This is a genomic window from Novosphingobium sp. (genome assembly GCF_039595395.1).
Classification (GTDB): domain Bacteria; phylum Pseudomonadota; class Alphaproteobacteria; order Sphingomonadales; family Sphingomonadaceae; genus Novosphingobium.
Genome location: NZ_JBCNLP010000006.1, coordinates 1,624,824 through 1,641,681, shown reverse-complemented (window position 1 = coordinate 1,641,681; position 16,858 = coordinate 1,624,824). Strand labels below are relative to the sequence as shown.

Here is a 16,858-nt window from a genome sequence, read left to right as displayed (position 1 = left end):
TTGCGATGAGCTCACAGCCCCTTTCCGCCCGCAACGATCCGCGCGCCAGCCTGTCGGATGAGGATTTGGCGGAGGCCTCCACCAACAGCTTTCCCGTGGTGGCCAGTGCTACGCGGCGCAGCGACCGGATGGGCCTTCTGGCGGGCGCCGCCATTGCACTGACGCTGGGCGCGGTCACGTTCCTTTCCCTCGGACGAGCCCCGGCGGCAGAGCCTGTTCGCGCAGATGACGAGGTCGCATCCACCCCGGCGTTGTCGCCCACGCCAACCGCAGTTGTAAACGCTATTCCGGCAAGCGCTTCGATGACGCCGCCGCCCGCTTTGACACCGGCACAGCAGGCCGCGCTGGCGAAAGCGGGAGTCGTGGCGCCCGATCATCTGGCCTCGCCGGTGATGGTTTATGATGCGCCGATGGATGTGATCCCGGCAGTTGCGACTAAACCCACCGCCCCCGGCGCGGCCCCGGCAGCCGGGCCGCTGGCCGAGAACGACGCCTTCGCCAGCCGCATCGCGGGCGGCGGTGTGGAAACCGCCAGCGCCAGCCGTCTGGCCAATCCGGCGTTCACGCTCACGCAGGGAACGCTGATCCCGGCCATTCTGGAAACCGCCATCGACAGCGATCTGCCCGGCTTCGTGCGGGCCGTGGTCACGCAGGATATTCGCTCCTTCGATGGATCGCAGGTGGTGGTGCCTCGCTCCTCGCGGCTGATCGGCCAGTACAAAAGTGGCCTGGCCGTCGGGCAGACGCGGGCCTATGTCATGTGGAGCCGCCTGATCCGCCCCGATGGCGTCAGTGTGGCTTTGGGCTCGCCGGCGGTGGAGTTTTCGGGCCGCTCGGGCCTGTCGGGCGAGGTGAACGGTCATTTCTTCAAACGCTTCGGCTCTGCCGCGATCCTTTCGGTGCTGGGCGGGGCGGGGGCGCTGGTGGGCTCCGGCACCAGTGTCGTGATCGGCTCCAGCGGGCAGAGCGCGGCCTCGGTCGCGGCGCAGCGCGATGCGCAGATCCCGCCCACCGTGCGCATTCGGGTGGGCACGCCGATCCGCGTGTTCATCGCGCGCGATCTCGATTTCTCGACCGTCGAGCCATGAGCGCCATCGTCGCTGAGGGGGCTTTCCTCGCCGCCGCTCTGGAGCCGTTGCGCTCCTTTCTGGACCGGGAGGAGGTGACCGAAATTCTGGTCAACCGCCCCGGCGAGGTCTGGGTGGAGGCTGCTGGGCAGGCCGCCATGGCCTGCCACGCCGTTCCCGAACTGACTGACCGACACCTTGGCCGACTGGCCCAGCAGGTGGCGCGCATCAGCCATCAGGGCATCAATCGGCAGAGCCCCTTGCTGGGCGCGGTGCTGCCCGATGGCGCGCGCATCCAGTTTGTCGCGCCGCCAGCCACGCGGCGGCATTGGGCCATGGCCATCCGCCGCCATCGCCTGCCCGATCTGCCGCTGGACAGTTGGCGCCCCGATGGCCCTTTGCTCCCGCCGCGCGCACCCTTGCCGCCGGATCGCGACGGCGACCCCATCGGCTGGCTGAAGCGGGCGGCGGCGCAGCGGCGCACGATCCTGATCGCGGGGGGCACATCGACGGGCAAGACCACCTTTCTCAACGCGCTGCTCGCCGCCGTGCCGGTGCAGGATCGCATCATCGCGGTGGAGGATACGCCTGAAATCCGCCTCTGCGCGCCCAATGCGCTGGGTCTGGTGGCGGTGCGCGAGGCTCAGGGCGAGGCGCAGGTGACCACCGGGGACCTGCTGCAGGCCAGCCTGCGCCTGCGCCCCGACCGGATCGTGCTGGGCGAAATGCGCGGCAGCGAGGCGGTGACCTTTCTGCGTGCCATCAACACCGGCCATCAAGGCTCATTCTCCACCATCCATGCCAACAGCGCGCGCGGGGCGCTCGATCAACTGGCGCTGATGGTGCTGCAATCGGGACTGGGGCTCAGCCGGGCCGATACGCTGGCCTATGCCGCATCGGTGATCGATGTGGTGGTGGTGCTGGGGCGGGACGGGGGGCAGCGCCGGATCGTCGATATCGCCTGCCTGGGCAGCGGCAGCGGCGACCTCTGACCGGATCGCCGCCCCCCGGGCCGGCAAGGCCTATCCGGCGCGCTGGGTCACCACCGGCTGGAAGAGATAGCCTTCATTGCGGATCGTGCGGATCACATCCTGCCCGCCTTCGCCCATCGACAGCTTGCGCCGCAGGCGGCTGAGCTGCACGTCGATGGCGCGGTCGAACTGGTCGCTGTCTTCCCCGCGTGACCAGTCGAGCAATTGGTCACGCGTCAGCACCCGGCGCGGATGTTCGGCAAAGGCGCGCATCAGGCGGAATTCGCCATCGGTCAGGGTGATCGCCTGCCCGGCGGGATCGATCAGCAGACGCATGCCGATGTCCAGCTGCCAACCGGCGAAATGCAGCACCGGCTGGGCCGGCTCCGCGGGCGCGGCCTCCGATGCCGTCGTCTGGCCGGTGGCGGAGCCCGCGCGTGCCTCACGGCGCAGCACCGTGCGGATGCGGGCCAGCAGCTCGCGCGGGTTACAGGGTTTGGCCAGATAGTCGTCGGCGCCCATTTCCAGCCCGACGATCCGGTCGATATCGCTGCCCACCGCGCTCAGCATGATGACGGGGGGCGCGTCCGGGCCCAGCTGGCGCAGGGCGGTCAGCCCGTCCTCGCGCGGCATCATCACGTCGAGCACGATCAGGTCATAGCGCTGCTGCGCCAGCATGGCGCGCATCGTGGGGGCATCCGCGGCGGTGTCCGTGCGATAACCGTGCTTCTGCAGGAAATCGCTGATCAGGCCGCGAATGCCGTCATCGTCATCCACGATCAAGATCGAGGTATCGAGGTCCATGGTGCAAGGTGATATGTGCATCATGGAGTGATAGCAAGGCCGCGCGCCAACAGCATTTCAGCCCATTGGCCCGCTGACATCCGGGCGCGACATCCGTGAAATCCGCCTGCAACATGGGGCCCCCAGAAAAAACCTGTGCAGGCAGCTTCCTCTCTCGATCATGGCCCGTCCGCCCCTGTGGCGGGCTCTGGATCGTTGTTGACGAAGACCGCGCACTGCCTGCTTGCCGCCGCCGGGTCGATCAGGACCGGTGTCGGCGTCGGGGCCGTCGATTGGACAGGACGCGAGGTCGCACCCGTTCATGTCCGCAGGCGGCCCCGACTTTTCCGGTATGACGAAGGGAGGAGGGGATGAAGGCATCGCCGAAACCGCGCCGGATCGCGCTTGCGCTGCGCTGGCTGGGCGAACCCCGCCCCGAACGCGTCGCGGCTGTCGCCACGGTGGTCGGGCTGCTGGTCGCGGCGGGCATTCTCAGTGTGGTGGGGCGCGTATGACCACCCGTACCCGGCGCTGCTGCTGATGCCGCGCGCCAAAAGACTTCCTGCGGCCAGCCCTTCTGTGGCAGAGCAGCACGCCATGAGAACACCGCGCTTTCCCCGTCTGGCCGGGCCGCCGCTGGGCTGGCAACTGGTCGCCATGCTGGTGTGCACGCTGGTCGCCGCGCAGCTGGTGACGCTGGCGCTGACCCTGCTGCTGCCGCCCCATCCGCCACGCCAATGGAACCTCGATTCCGTCGCGACGGCGCTTGCCGGGCGCGGGCTGGACCCGGATCTGGAGCAGGCTCGGCTGGACGGCCCGCCCGATGTCGAGGGCACCGGCTGGCTGATATCGCAGACCGCGCGCGAGGCGCTGGCAAAACAACTGGGCAAGCCGGTGGATGACATCGTGCTGGCCTTCTATACCCAGTTGCCGGTGGGCGGCGTGGCCATCCCCGCCCGCCAGCGGGTGCCCTTTACGGCGCGCTCCGCCAGCGTCTCGCCCTTCACCGTGCCCCGCGCCTATGCGCAAGGCATGCCCGGCGGCCCCGGTGGCCCAGGCGGTGGTTTCCCGGGAGGGCCGCTGCCCAATGTGGGCTTCCCAGGCGGCATGCCCGGCGGTGGATATCCCGGCGGCGCCAGAGGCGGCGGCATGCCAGGCCCCGGCCCGGGCGGCAATAGCGGCGCAAGGGGCACCGGCCCCTCCCACGAGGGCCTGCCGATGGGGCCGTCAGCGCCCAATCCGGCGGGCAGCGGCCCCGCGCTGGGGGCAACTGTGCTGAGCCAGCTGCGCGCGCCCTTGCCGCGCGAGGCTTTCGCGCCGGATCAGAGCTTGCCGGAGGCGCGGGACAGTGTGGCGCCCCCGCTGCCCGCCGCTCAGCCCTCATCCTCGCCCGCCGCTGCGCCAAGGGTGGCCCCCCATGTCGAAGCCGCCCCGCTGGTGGGCGCCCGCACAGCGCCGCTGGAGATGGCGCTTCCCGCAACGGCTCTGCCCACGGTTGCCCCCAGGGGCGCGCAATCGCCCGTCGCTGCCCATGCCGAGAAGCCGCAGCCCATTCCCTTCCGCAGCCAGCCGCAAGGCCTGCTCGACCGCGCGACGCCGCCCTTTATCGAGGGCGATTTCATCGCCGCCGTGCGCCGCCCCGATGGACATTGGGTGGCCGTGGCCCCGCGCGCCGAACCTTTCCCCAACCGCTGGCAGAAGCAGGTGCTGCTGTGGTTCATCCTCTCGCTGGTGTTCGTCAGCCCGCTGGCCTGGTTCTTCGCGCGGCGCATCGTGCTGCCGCTGGAGGGCTTCGCGCGCGCCGCCGAGATGCTGGGGCGCGATCCTTCGGCCACCATCATCCCGCTGAGCGGCCCGGCCGAGATCGGTCGCGCCGCCCATGCCTTCAACCAGATGCATAACCGCCTGCGCGCCTTCGTCGATGATCGCACCGCCATGGTTGGGGCGATCAGCCATGATCTGCGCACGCCTCTTACGCGCCTGCGCTTCCGACTGGAGGATGTGAGCGACGACCAGCGCCCGGCCTTGCTGCGCGAGGTGGCCGAGATGGAGGACATGATCCATGAGGTGATCGCCTTTATCCGCGATGCCTCCACGCCGGGCGTGCGCCAGCGCCTCGATCTGGCCGATCTGGTGGCCGACAGCATTGCCGATGCCCGTCTGGTGGGCGCCGATGTCGAACTGATCGGGCAGGTGCCGACGATGGTGGAGGTCGATCCGGCGGGCCTGCGCCGCCTGCTGAGCAATCTGCTGGAAAACGCCGTCAAATATGGCGAGCGCGCCCGCGTGCGGGTGACGCTGGATCATGGCGAGGCCATGGCCGAAATCCTCGACGCGGGTCCCGGCATTCCCGATGAGGATCTGGACCGCGTGTTCGAGCCCTTTTACCGCAGCCCCCAGGCGCGCCGTTCGGGCCGCCCTGGCAGCGGGCTGGGGTTGGCGGTCTGCCGCTCGATCGCTCGGGCGCATGGCGGCGATATCCGTTTCCGCCGCGGCAGCGAGGGCTTTGCCGCCGTGCTGACGATGCCTGTCGTCTATGATGCGCGGCCAAGGCTGGCGGCATGAGGCCTGAGGGGCTGACTGGCAGTATAACCATACTTTCCATTCCAGCGAAAGGATCGCACCGTCAAACCCTGGGATCAAACACCTCGCGCGCCTGGGCTGGCAGTGATTTGCCTGGCAGCTCAGGAAAGACCAAAGAGCTGGTGCGGCATTTGTCGGTAAGGAGTATGCTCTTTGTCGGGAAGCCGACTGGCATATTCCTAAAAAGGCCTTTCCTAACAGATCTGTTCGGTATCGAACTTGCCCCAAACGAGCAGGTTCGGCTCTGGGCGACAGGATGCTGATCACAGCTTCCGCCAGCCGCCCAAACCCAAACCAAGGTTGTTTGACTCAACGATGGTCAGTGCGGCCCTGAGCCTGGCGAAGCCGGCTTATTCGTTCACCAAAAGGTGAAATTGGAACGGAGGCAAGAACACATAGAAGGGTTGAATAGCACCGAGGTCACAATCTTACGCCCACCAGGCTGACGACACCACCGTCAATGTTGCCCGCCGCGATTGGCGATAAACACACCGCCCAACGTCACAACCAGCCCGATCCCCATGCCCAGTGAGAGCGGTTCGCCAAACATGGCTCGCGCCCAGAGCATCGCCACGGGTGGGCTGAGATACAGCACCGTGCTGACCTTCGTCGGTGAAAAGCGGCTCAGGCAAACATAATAGAGGCCGTAGCTGCCTAATGTTGCCAATGCGACCAACCATGAATACCGTTCCAGAAGCCCGCCACCAGCGATGGCAAAATAGAGCCGCTTTGCAAGGCAAAGGTCAGGAACACCAACGTGCTGGTGGTCCAGCGACGATGCATCAGCGTTACCAGTGTCATAGAGGCCATGCCGGTGATGGGCAGCGCATAGGCCCAGAAGGGCGCACCACCCACATGAACCGTGCCTGCCGACGCAGTCAGCATCCCCACCAACGCAATGCCAATGCCTAGCCATTCCGTCCGGGAATTTGCTGACCCAGGATCGAGATGGAAAACAGCGCGATGGCCAGCGGCAGCATATCCGGCATCAGCGCCACCAGACCGGTGGGCACACCCCGACCGATCGCCACGATGCAGCTGCCCATATAGCCGGCCATAGTGAAAGTGCCGACGAAGCCCTCGATCAGCGTGCTGCGCAACCTCAGGGGTGGCCCATAACAGTTAACGATGCGATGTGGACTGTCCGGCCTTTCGTCACCTCAAGATGCTTGTCGGCCCTTGAATATATGGCTGCTCTTCGGCGGTTTTGCTGCCTGCGGGGACTGGGCATCACTTGTACGGCGAATGCCCTATAGCAAAAACATAAAGCTTATTGCAATCAATTGGCAATAGCGATAACCGCATCCCTAACGTCGCTCGATCGCGGCGTCGATTGATATGACGAACAGCGGGGAACGACATTGGCAACCAAATTCAAGCTCTGCCTGGGCGTGGCGCTCGTGGCATGTGCGGTGCCGATCTGGGCGCAAGCCGCCGATGCGCCTGCACCCGCCGCGCCATCGCTTGCCGAAAAGGACGCGCCAGCCAGCGAGGACGAAACGGGCATCGTCGTCAGCGGCAAATACACGATCCCCAACAAGATCGACACTGCCACCGGCCTTGGCCTCACCATTCGCGAGACGCCCCAGTCGGTCAGCATCGTGACGGCGCAGCGCATCCTCGACCAGAACCTCATCAGCGTGAAGGACGTGGTCGAGAACGGCATCGGCGTGGTCGTCAAGGAAACCGATGACGTCCGCAACTCCTTCTACGCGCGCGGCTTCCAGATCCAGAACACCCAGATCGACGGCGTGCCGACCGCATGGGCGCTGGGCGGCGACCGGGGCGAAACCATCGCCGACGTGTCGATTTACGATCGCGTCGAGATTGTGCGCGGCGCCACCGGCCTGCTGAGCGGCGTGGGTGACCCTTCCGCCTCGATCAACTTTGTGCGCAAGCATGCCGACAAGACGAAGTGGGGCGGCTACGCCAACGCGGCCTACGGCAGTTGGGATACCTGGCGCCTGTCGGGCGATGTCGGCGGCAAGGTCGACGCCGAAGGGCGCGTGCGCGTGCGCGGTGTGGCCCGCTATGAACAGGGCAAAGGCTTCACCGACTTCTACAGGAACAAGAAGCTCGTGCTCTACGGGGTCGTCGATGCCGACATCACGCCGGACACGCTGCTGCGCGCGGGCTTCAGCCATCAGAAGAACACGCCGCACGGCGTCTTCTGGGGCAGCCTGCCGACCTTCTACAGCGACAACACCGTCGCCAACTGGGATCGCTCGAAGACCACCACCCAGCCGTGGACGACCTGGCAGACGGTCAATCAGTCCGCCTTCGCCACGCTCAGCCATAATTTCGGCAACGGCTGGAGCCTGACCGGCAATTACAACCGCAACCGCAACACGCAGTTCACGCAGATCCTGTATCTCTCGGGCAAGGTGGACAAGACGACCGGCCTCGGCCTCGCCAGCAATCCCTATTCGGCCTATGGCGAGAGCATTCAGAACAGCTACGATGCGCAGTTGAAGGGCAAGCTGACCGTCTTTGGTCGCGACCATGAACTGGTGCTGGGCTATCTGAACAGCGTCATCAACCGCCAGACCGACTCCTACACGCCGCTCGGTGGCTACCCGCCGGCCGGGAACTTCCTGACGTGGAACGCCAATTCCTATCCGAATGCCGGCTTCTCGACGACGCCGAACGTAGGCGTGGAAAAGCAGCGGATCAAGCAGATCGGCTATTATGGCGCGCTGCGCATCAATGTGGCGGATTGGCTGAAGGTGATCGGCGGCGGGCGTCTCGCCTCGTGGCGGCAGACCGGCGTGGCTTATGGCACGGTCAGCAATTACGGCAACAAGGACGTCTTCATTCCCTACGCCGGTGTGCTGGCGGATCTGGCGCACAACCATCGCCTGTATGCCAGCTACACCACCATCTATCAGCCGCAGAACCTGCGTGACAGGAACTACAATCAGCTCGACCCGGTCACCGGCAAGTCCTACGAGGTCGGCGTGAAGAGCGCCTTCTTCAACGAGGCGTTGCAGACCTCGGCCGCCCTTTTCCGCATCGAGCAGGACAATCTCGGGCAGGTCGATGGCGAGCAGATTGCCATTCCGGGCGTCACGCTGGCTCAGTTGTACCAGCCCTATGTCGGGGCGCGGGGCGTGGTGAGCGAAGGCTTCGAGCTTGAGGCGACGGGCAGCCCGCTGCCGAACTGGAACCTGAATGCCGGTTACAGCCTGTTCCGCGCCAAAACCGCCGCCGGACTCGATGCCAACGCCGATCAGCCGCGCAGCGTGTTCAAGGTCTTCTCGACCTATACGATCCCGACCATCCTGCAGGGTCTGACCTTCGGCGGCGGCATGAACTATCGCAGCTCGGGCTACACGAACGGCACGATTACCGGCACCACGACGGCGTTCCGTTTCCAGCAGGATGGCTTTGCGCTGGTCAGTCTGATGATGCGCCTTAACCTCACCGATCGGGCGAGCCTGCAGGCGAATATCGATAATCTGCTGGACAAGACCTATTTCAGCCAGATCGGCTCGTTCAGCCAATATCGTTATGGCGAGCCGCGCAACTTCACGGTGAGCGCGAATTACCGCTTCTGATCCGGCAATTTCGGATCCTGTAATGCCGATGGCGTCGAGGGGCGGGTGGCGACACTTGCCCCTTTCGCTGTCTGGCCGTTATTTGATCGCAGGGTACGATTTGACGCATTTTCCCGGCTCAATGCCCGGCAGTACTCCGGGTTTCGCGATCGCAATGAGCCTTGGTTGATGCCCTGAACTACCGGCAGCATTTAACCAGGGCAACTGGACCCGGAAAGGTCGGCTTTTTTGGCGAAATCGTACGCGCTTTTCGCGCTTGACCGAGAGAAACCGATCAATCGCGATCGGGGGCGCCCAATGGGAAAAACCTGCGATAGGGCCGTGCCTCATCGACACAGCGTCTGACGCTCGGTCGCGTCAGCAACCTTGCGCGGTAAGCGGCGAGTTGCGGAAATTGGTCGCCGATCGGATGCGCCCAGTCTGCATAGAACAGCGACGGGCCGGCGGCGCAATCGGCCAGCGAGAAAGCGTCTCCCGCCGCCCATTCACGTGAGCGCATACGGCGATCCCACCAGTCATAGGCCGTATCGAGCATCCCCCTGGCCCGCTCCACGCCAAAGGCGTCGCGTTGATCGTCAGGGCGCAAGGCATCACCGACGATCGCCTGCATCGGCGTCATCGCATAGTTGTCGAACAGGCGGACAAGCATCCTGACGTTGATCGCCGCTGGTTATGAACAGACGGCAGCTTGTGGCAAACTGACCATTGGCTCTGCACGTCGCCTTTGTCAGCGGTGGGCGCCATACCCCTGGGTAAAAACACAATTAAAAATTCTGGGAAGATGAAATGAGCGGGGCTGGCCAGCCCCGTTCAGCCCCGCAGCACGCAGCGGAAGCCGATATGGCTGGTGGAGCTGTCCACGCTCTGCGGATGGCGGGCGGCGGGGCGATAGCGCTGGCAATAGCTGGGCGCGCACAGATGCGAGCCGCCCTTCAGCACCTTGCGCGGGATCTTGACGAGGGGGCTGGCCGGATCGAAGCTTTTGGCGCGAAAGCCGCCGCGCGGGTTGCTGACGGCGCAGCAGGCGGATTTGGCTTTCTTTTTCGCGGTTTCGGGCAGGCTCCACCAGTCCTCGCACCATTCCCAGACATTGCCGATCATGTCGAAAACGCCATAACCATTGGCGGGAAAGGCCTTCACCGGGCTAGTGCGGATCCAGCCATCCTCGGCCAGATTGGCGAAGGGGAACAGGCCCTGCCAGGTGTTGGCCTGATGCACGCCGCCTGGTGCCAGCTCATCGCCCCAGGCAAATTCCTTGTCGACCAGCCCGCCGCGCGCGGCACATTCGAACTCGGCCTCGGTGGGCAGCGCCTTGCCCGCCCAGGCGGCATAGGCGGCGGCATCCTGATGCACCACATGCACCACCGGATGGTCCATCAGATCCGCGATCCCGCTGTCCGGCCCGGTGGGGTGGCGCCAGTCGGCGCCGGGCATCCAGTGCCACCATTGCGACGGGTCCGACGTGTCGACCGGCCGGTCGGTCATCGTGAACACCGCCGAGCCGGGCACCGCCAGCGCCGGGTCCATGCCGGGATATTGCGCGGGATCGGGCGCGATTTCGGCGAAGGTCCGATAGCCGGTCGCTTCGACAAAGCGGGCGAATTCGGCGTTGGTCACAGGCACTTCGTCGATCCAGAAAGGATCGACCTTGACCCGGCGCAGCGGCGCTTCCTCAGGGTAAAAGGCGGTTGATCCCATGGTGAAGGTGCCACCGGGGATGGCCACCATGCCATCGGGAGCGGGGCGGGATGCTGCGTTGGGGTCCATGGCCATCCCCAATCTCTAGGCCAGATGGATGGGGGCGACAACCATCACCGATGCGCCCCCGCCACGATGCCATCGCCCCGGCGATAGAGCGGCTGGGCGCTGTCGTCGGGCAGGGCCGGGTTTTGCGCCATGACCGCCGCCATGGAGGAGGGCAGTTCGAAAGGCAGGCGTCCGCGCGCCACCGCCTTGCCGGTCACCACATCGAGCAGCGCGGCATCGCTCGCGCCGAAAACGGCGAGCAGGGCGCCCGCGCGGTCCTTCACATTGGTGAGGATCGCGGGCCGGTCCATATCGACGGCCAGCACCACCGGCAATTTTGCGGGCAGTCGGGCCAGCGCCGCGAGCAGCGGATCGCCGGGCTGAAAGTCGAGCCTGCCCTCGCTCTGGCGCCCGCCGAAGAAGTGGTTCGGGTGCAGCTTTTCATGCGGCGCGGCGGCGCGCATCAGGGCGACATCGGCCTGTGCCGGGTCCTCGACCGGTGTGAAACCGGCGGCTTTGGCGGCCTGAGGCGCGATGCCCAGCAGCCAGGCGCGGCGTCCCGAGGCGTGGAGCGGCAGCAGGTGATTACGGTTTTCCAGCAGCACTTGCGAGGCACGCTGCGCGGCATCGGCCTCATGCTGCGCCTGTGGCGCCCCCACGATGCGCGCGGCCTGCGCCACATCGACAAAGGGATGATCGAACAGGCCAAGCTGGAATTTCAGCATCAGCACCGGGCGCACCGCCGCATCGATGCGCTCGGGCGAGATTGTGCCGGCATGCACCGCCTCCAGCAGCGGCGCCGGATCGTTGACGCCGCCGAACTGGTCGACACCAGCCTCGGCGGATTTGGCGAAGCGCTGCGCTTTGGTGAGTCCCTCCACGCCCCATGGCATGCCGATCGCGGGGGGCACCTGGGGCTTCTCGGCGGTCGGCGCGGCGCAGGTGCCGGTGCAGTCATTGGTGATCGCCCAGTCGGAGAGGATCAGTCCCCTATAGCCTTCGCGCCCGCGCAGCAGATCGGTCAGCAATTGCTTGCTGAAGCCCGCGCCCACCGGTTCGAGCGGCTTGCCGTCCAGCGTGACGCCGGTGGTGATGACATAGGTGGGCATCACACCCGCCGGATGCACCGCCAGCGCGCCCTTGAAGGCAGCCAGATGCAGGGCGAAGCTGCGGTCGTCCAGCCTGGCGGTACGGCCATAGATGTTGTGGCCGTCGAAACCCTCGGGCTCGGCGCCATAGCCGACCCAGTGTTTGACCACCGTGGCCACGCCCGTGGGGGTGACGCCGCCCGCGCCGCCCTGAAAGCCCTCGATATAGGCAGCCGTCAGCGCCGAGACTGTTGCCGGGTCCGAACCGAAGGTGCCCACCTGTCGGCCCCAGCGCGGTTCGCTGGCCAGATCGGCCTGAGGCGAAAGCGCCATATGGATGCCCACGGCGCGATATTCGCGCGCGGCAATCGCCCCGAAGCGCTTCACCACCGCAGGATCGCCCAGCGCGGCAAAGCCCAGCGTCTCGGGCCATTGCGAGAAGCCTACGCTGCCGTTGCTCATGCCCATCACCGCCTGGAAATGGCTGCGCGGATCGGTGCTGATGGTGACGGGAATGCCCAGCCGCGTGGCGGCGGCGATGGCCTGCACATCGTTGTTGGCCTTGGCCATCTGCGCGGGCGGCAGCGTCAGGCGGCTGATAAAGCTGGTGAGCTTGCCCTCCCCGATCAGCGTTTTGACCGCTTGCATGTCATAGCCCTCGCTCGACGTGCCCGAGGAGGAGCCCGGCGCCGGCAGCGAGCCATGCAGCAGCGTGCCCACCTTCTCTTCCAGCGTCATGCGCGCCAGCAGGTCTTCGGTGCGCTGCGTCGGCGTCAGGCGCGCATCCTCATAGGGATCGAGGCGGTGATTGTGGTTGAGATCGCGCCAGCGGGGCGCGTCCTTCGTCGCGCCGCACAGGGCAAGCGACACCAGAGGCAGCAAAAGAGCAGTGGCAAGCGGGCGGGACATCAGGCGCGGGCTCCCGGAAAAGAAGGTCAAAGAGGCGGCGCGCAAATGCTCTGCGCGCCGCCCCGGATGGCTTCCGCGCTTAACGGAAGCGGTAGGAGATCGAGCCGCCGAAGTAGCGCGATGCATCCTTGTTGTAGGTGCCCACCATGTCATAGGGCGTCGCCGTCGTGGAGAGCAGCGAGTTGTGGCCGATGCTGGTCAGATAGTTCTTGTCGAACAGGTTCTTCACGAAAAGCGTGAAGGTGTAGCGGCCCGACGCATCCGAAAGCCCGATGCTGGCATCGACCAGCGTATAGGCGCCCTGCACCGCCAGCGGGTCCTGCTCCAGCGTGAAGTTCTGCGCGCTGGTGTAGACCACGCCGATCTGACCGAAGGCGTTCAGATTGCTGCTGACCGGCGCCTCATAACGGGGCACCGCGCTGATGCGCCACTTGGGGCTGGCGGGCAGCGGGGCGCCGCGCAGGTTCTGCTGATAGGTCGTGCCGTTGCGATAGCACTGGTTGATCGGCATGCCGCTGCTGGCGGGCGAGGAGGTGGTGTTCTGGAACTCGATCGGGCAGTTCAGCCCGTCGATGTTGACCTCGGTCTTGGCGTAGGTGACCGAGGCGTTGAGGGAGAAGTGGCTGTTGAGGCGGAAGGTCGTTTCCAGCTCGACCCCGCGCGAGGAGGCGGTGCCCGCATTGGTCGGCACGAACTGGATCACGCCGGTCGCTGGGTCCGAGCGGTTGGCCTGCACCTGCAGATTGCTGTATTCCGAGAGGAACAGCGCAGCGTTGAAGCTCAGCTTGCGGTCGAAGGCGCTGCCCTTGAAGCCCAGCTCATAGGCGTTGACATATTCGGGCTTCAGCACGGTCTGGCTGGCGAAACCGTTCGAGATTTCGGTGTCGTAACCCAGCCCCTTGTAGCCGCGCGTGTAGGAGCCATAGGCCTGCGCACTGCGGCTGAACTCATACTGCAGCCCCACCTTGCCGGTCAGCGAGGTGTCATGCGCCGAGGTCGAACCCGAGGAGGTGCCGTTCGAGGGGAACACCACATCGCCCGGCTGGATCGCGCCCTGACGCCAGCCCGCGTTGGTGCCTTCCTCATAGCCGACGCGCAGCCCGCCGATGGCCTTCAGGCCGCGCCACACCTGATAGTCGACCTGACCGAAGGCGGCCACGCTGGTCTGCTTGAGATGCGCGTCGCTGGCCGCCGACTGCCACACGGTGTTGGCGGCGGGGCAGGCCTGATAGAGCGTGCCGCCGGTGCACTGGGCGCGGCGACGGTCGAAGGGACGGTCGAGGATGCTGGTCATGAAGAACACGCCGCCGACATAGTTGAAGCGGCCATGGCCCTTGTTGGCGACGCGCAGCTCCTCGCTGAAGGCCGAGAGGTCGACGATGCCGTGGTTCTGGTTCCAGTAGGAATAGGGCGCGGCGGACGTCGGCCCCAGATAGAGCGGCGTGGTCGAATTGATGCGGTCGATCGGCTGGTTCACCGCCAGATGATACTTCTGATAGGCGGTGACCGAGGTCAGCGTGACCTTGTCGAGGTCCCAGTTGGCCTGCATCGAATAGGTCTGCGAGCGGCTGTTGGCATAGGTGTCGCTGTCTTCGCTGATGGTGCGGTTGTTGCGGCCGGGCGTGACGGGCCCCATCACCTGCAGCAGGCCGGGCGTGGTGGCCGCGATCAGCGTGGAGGCGCAGCAGTTGGAGTCGCTCTGGCGGTATTCGCCGGTGAAGAGCAGGTTGAGATTGTCCGCCGCATCCCATTCGAGCTTGCCGCGCACGCCGCCGCTCTTTTCGCCGTTCACCCATTTGCCGGTGCCGACATTGTAGGTGACGCCCTTCACATTGTTGTAAAAGCCCGAGATGCGGGCGCGCACCGTGTCGCTGAGCGGGCCCGAGACGGTGCCCTTGACGCGATATTCGTCATGCTCGGCGATGGTGGCGTCGAAGCCGGCTTCCAGCTTGTGCGAGGGGCGGGCGGTGGTGACGCTGATGACGCCGGCGGTGGCGTTCTTGCCGAACAGCGTGCCCTGCGGCCCGCGCAGCACCTCGATGCGCTCGACATCGGACAGGTCCGAGAAGCCCTGGGCGGCGCGCACGGCGACCACGCCATCGACCACGGTGGAGACCGAGGATTCCACGCCCTGACCGAAGAGCGCGGTGCCGATGCCGCGGATGCGGAAGACGGTGTTGGTGGGATTGGCGCCCTGCTGGAAGGTCAGCGAGGGCACGGCGGCGACCAGCGAGCTGGTGTCATTGATCTGGCGCTTGGCCAGCATGTCGCCACCCACGGCGGTGACGGCCAGCGGCACGTCCTGCAGGCGCTCGGAGCGCTTTTGCGCGGTCACCACGATGTCGCCGGGGGCCGGGCCGTCAGCGGCCGGGGCAGCGGCAGGCGCGGTTTGGGCCAGAGCGGCGCAGGGCGCCAGCACGGCCAGGGCCAAAGACAGCGGGGCAACGCCGCCGCGCAACAGGGTCTTGGTCATTGTTGTTTCTCCATCCCGGAAGGGGCTGCCGTCTGGCGGCGCCCGTGTGTCGTCATATCTGTCAGGCATGCGCGCCCGGTTCCGGCATGGTGGATGCCGGATGGAACAGGGCGGTTGCCGGGGAGTGGGAAGCGGCCCGATCGGGCGCGATTTCCGCGTTGAAAATGCCGGCCATGGCGCAGGCTGTGTGCCGCGCTCATTCTTCTATGGCTGGGATGTCATCTGTCTCGTTCCCTCCCCGGCCCGCTGCCCTTCTGTTCGGGGCGCAAGCTCAATCCCATATGGAAGCCCGGCGTTTTGCCTGAGTTCCAGCGTTTGAATTTATAGCGCTAAAATATACTTCCGGAGAGAAGTGTCAATCGTGGAGCCGAAAGGTCGCAGCAAGCGGCCAGTTTGGCATCGCATTGATAGAAAGCAAATTTTATGGAAATTGCATGATGCAGAAAGGCAACTGTCGGGATTTTAAAACGATGTTGCTCTGCGATCAGGCCTGTCCCTCGGGCGAGGCGACCATGGGCTCAGCCCTCGACGCGGCCCACCGACTCGCGCTGGATCAGCGTGTAGGGCAGATAGATAGCCTCGGGCTGCGGCGCCTCCTTGCCGGGATCGCGCAACCGCTGCACCAGCTCGGCCATGCCGCGCTCGGCGATCTGGGCGATCGGCTGGTGCATGGTGGTGAGTTCGGGCCAGATTTTCACCGCCAGCGGATCATCGTCGAAACCGCAGACCGACACATCCCCCGGCACCGAAAGGCCCATGCGATGGGCCACCGAGATCGTCGCGGCGGCCATTTCGTCATTGCTCGACAGGATGGCGCTGGGCCGCCGGGGCAGGGTGAGCAGCATGGTGGCCGCCGTCATGCCGGTTTCGTAATTCAGCGCGCTGTCCACCACCAGCGCCGGGTCATAGGGCAGGCCGGCCTCTTCCAGCGCCGCGCAATAGCCGCGATGGCGGGTCTGGCGGATCAGATTGGTGCCATTGGCGCGGATAAAGCCGATGCGCCGGTGGCCCATGGCGATCAGATGGCGCGTCATCTCATGCGCGGCCGAGACATCGTCGATGCGCACCGAGGGGATGCGGCTCAGCGTGTCACCGGGGGCCAGGGCGATCATCGGGATGCCGATCTGCCGGGCCAGGGGGCTGTCATTGATGATCTCGCCCAGCGGCGGCGGCAGCAGCAGGGCGTTGACGCCATCGCGGATCAACTGGTCGATATGGTCGCCGATGGAGGCGAGTTCGCGCCGCTCGAAGGGCTGGGCCGTAAGCTGGACGCGGAACTTCGAGGCGCCCGCCAGAGCGCCGATCAACAGCGCGCTGACAAAGCCGTTCTGCGCATTGTGATAGAGCAGGCCGATATGCGGCTGGATCGCGCTGGCCAGCGCCTGCGCGGCGGCATTGGGGCGATAGCCCAGTTCGCGGATCGCCTCGAGCACAAGCTGGCGGGTGGGTTCGGCGGTGGTCTGGCGCCCGTTGATGACGTTGGAGACCGTCATGGTCGACACGCCCGCGCGCTGCGCCACCATCGCCATGGTCACGGCCTGACTGGATCGTCTTGGGGCTCTGGCCACGTGTGCTGTCTGTCCTTTGCGAAAGGGGACCTCTTGCCTAAGCCTTCGCGGACCAAAGGCAAGGGGGGAGGCGCGCGCGATTTAGCCTTACCTTATTTAGCGCTAAATTCGCG

14 protein-coding genes are annotated in these 16,858 nt (G+C 65.8%); 5 read left to right on the top strand and 9 right to left on the bottom strand.

What is annotated here, in order from left to right; translation table 11 throughout:
* Window positions 1-5: 5 nt before the first annotated feature.
* Together ABDW49_RS26790 and virB11 are read left to right on the top strand one after the other, a co-directional pair.
* Entirely contained in the window at window positions 6-1,088 is a 1,083-nt protein-coding gene (locus ABDW49_RS26790) for a TrbI/VirB10 family protein (protein ID WP_343616801.1), read from the top strand.
* Window positions 1,085-2,059, top strand: coding sequence for a P-type DNA transfer ATPase VirB11 (virB11, locus tag ABDW49_RS26785; protein WP_343616799.1), 975 nt, complete (start codon window positions 1,085-1,087; stop codon window positions 2,057-2,059). The genes ABDW49_RS26790 and virB11 overlap by 4 nt, the downstream gene beginning before the upstream one ends.
* A 30-nt stretch (window positions 2,060-2,089) precedes the next feature.
* On the opposite strand, the gene ABDW49_RS26780 is transcribed toward virB11, so the two are convergent.
* The gene (locus ABDW49_RS26780) at window positions 2,090-2,842 is read right to left on the bottom strand and encodes a response regulator transcription factor (RefSeq protein WP_343616797.1); all 753 of its coding nucleotides are present in this window, start codon (window positions 2,840-2,842) and stop codon (window positions 2,090-2,092) included.
* Between the two features lie 350 nt (window positions 2,843-3,192).
* On the opposite strand from ABDW49_RS26780, the gene ABDW49_RS26775 reads away from it, so the two are divergent.
* Both ABDW49_RS26775 and ABDW49_RS26770 read left to right on the top strand, forming a co-directional pair.
* Entirely contained in the window at window positions 3,193-3,336 is a 144-nt protein-coding gene (locus tag ABDW49_RS26775) for a hypothetical protein (protein WP_343616795.1), read from the top strand.
* 82 nt (window positions 3,337-3,418) lie between these two features.
* Entirely contained in the window at window positions 3,419-5,386 is a 1,968-nt protein-coding gene (locus tag ABDW49_RS26770; RefSeq protein ID WP_343616793.1) for an ATP-binding protein, read from the top strand.
* 475 nt (window positions 5,387-5,861) lie between these two features.
* Here ABDW49_RS26770 and ABDW49_RS26765 read toward each other — a convergent pair whose 3' ends face one another.
* The 3 genes from ABDW49_RS26765 to ABDW49_RS26755 are packed head-to-tail and all read right to left on the bottom strand — an operon-like array spanning window position 5,862 to window position 6,504.
* A complete protein-coding gene (locus ABDW49_RS26765) occupies window positions 5,862-6,080 on the bottom strand; it encodes an EamA family transporter (protein ID WP_343616791.1) in 219 nt (72 codons plus the stop codon).
* Window positions 6,059-6,289, bottom strand: coding sequence for a hypothetical protein (locus ABDW49_RS26760; protein ID WP_343616789.1), 231 nt, complete (start codon window positions 6,287-6,289; stop codon window positions 6,059-6,061). Before ABDW49_RS26760 ends, ABDW49_RS26765 begins: the two co-directional genes overlap by 22 nt.
* Window positions 6,290-6,312: 23 nt before the next feature.
* Window positions 6,313-6,504 (bottom strand): hypothetical protein, encoded by a 192-nt coding sequence (locus ABDW49_RS26755; protein ID WP_343616787.1) that lies wholly within the window; start codon window positions 6,502-6,504, stop codon window positions 6,313-6,315.
* Window positions 6,505-6,765: 261 nt separating this feature from the next.
* Between ABDW49_RS26755 and ABDW49_RS26750 the strand changes: the two genes are divergently transcribed.
* On the top strand, window positions 6,766-8,961 hold the full coding sequence (locus tag ABDW49_RS26750) for a TonB-dependent siderophore receptor (RefSeq protein ID WP_343616786.1): 2,196 nt from the start codon (window positions 6,766-6,768) through the stop codon (window positions 8,959-8,961).
* A gap of 274 nt (window positions 8,962-9,235) precedes the next feature.
* On the opposite strand, the gene ABDW49_RS26745 is transcribed toward ABDW49_RS26750, so the two are convergent.
* The 5 genes from ABDW49_RS26745 to ABDW49_RS26725 all read right to left on the bottom strand — a co-directional run bounded on the left by ABDW49_RS26745 (window position 9,236) and on the right by ABDW49_RS26725 (window position 16,745).
* Window positions 9,236-9,610, bottom strand: a complete 375-nt coding sequence (locus tag ABDW49_RS26745) for a glutathione S-transferase family protein (protein WP_343616784.1) — start codon at window positions 9,608-9,610, stop codon at window positions 9,236-9,238.
* Between the two features lie 161 nt (window positions 9,611-9,771).
* The gene (locus tag ABDW49_RS26740) at window positions 9,772-10,689 is read right to left on the bottom strand and encodes a formylglycine-generating enzyme family protein (RefSeq protein WP_343617407.1); all 918 of its coding nucleotides are present in this window, start codon (window positions 10,687-10,689) and stop codon (window positions 9,772-9,774) included.
* Window positions 10,690-10,772: 83 nt separating this feature from the next.
* Window positions 10,773-12,704, bottom strand: coding sequence for a glycoside hydrolase family 3 N-terminal domain-containing protein (locus ABDW49_RS26735; RefSeq protein WP_343616782.1), 1,932 nt, complete (start codon window positions 12,702-12,704; stop codon window positions 10,773-10,775).
* A 79-nt stretch (window positions 12,705-12,783) separates the two neighbouring features.
* Window positions 12,784-15,177, bottom strand: coding sequence for a TonB-dependent receptor (locus ABDW49_RS26730; RefSeq protein WP_343616780.1), 2,394 nt, complete (start codon window positions 15,175-15,177; stop codon window positions 12,784-12,786).
* A gap of 518 nt (window positions 15,178-15,695) precedes the next feature.
* A complete protein-coding gene (locus tag ABDW49_RS26725) occupies window positions 15,696-16,745 on the bottom strand; it encodes a LacI family DNA-binding transcriptional regulator (RefSeq protein ID WP_343616778.1) in 1,050 nt (349 codons plus the stop codon).
* Window positions 16,746-16,858 lie beyond the last annotated feature (113 nt).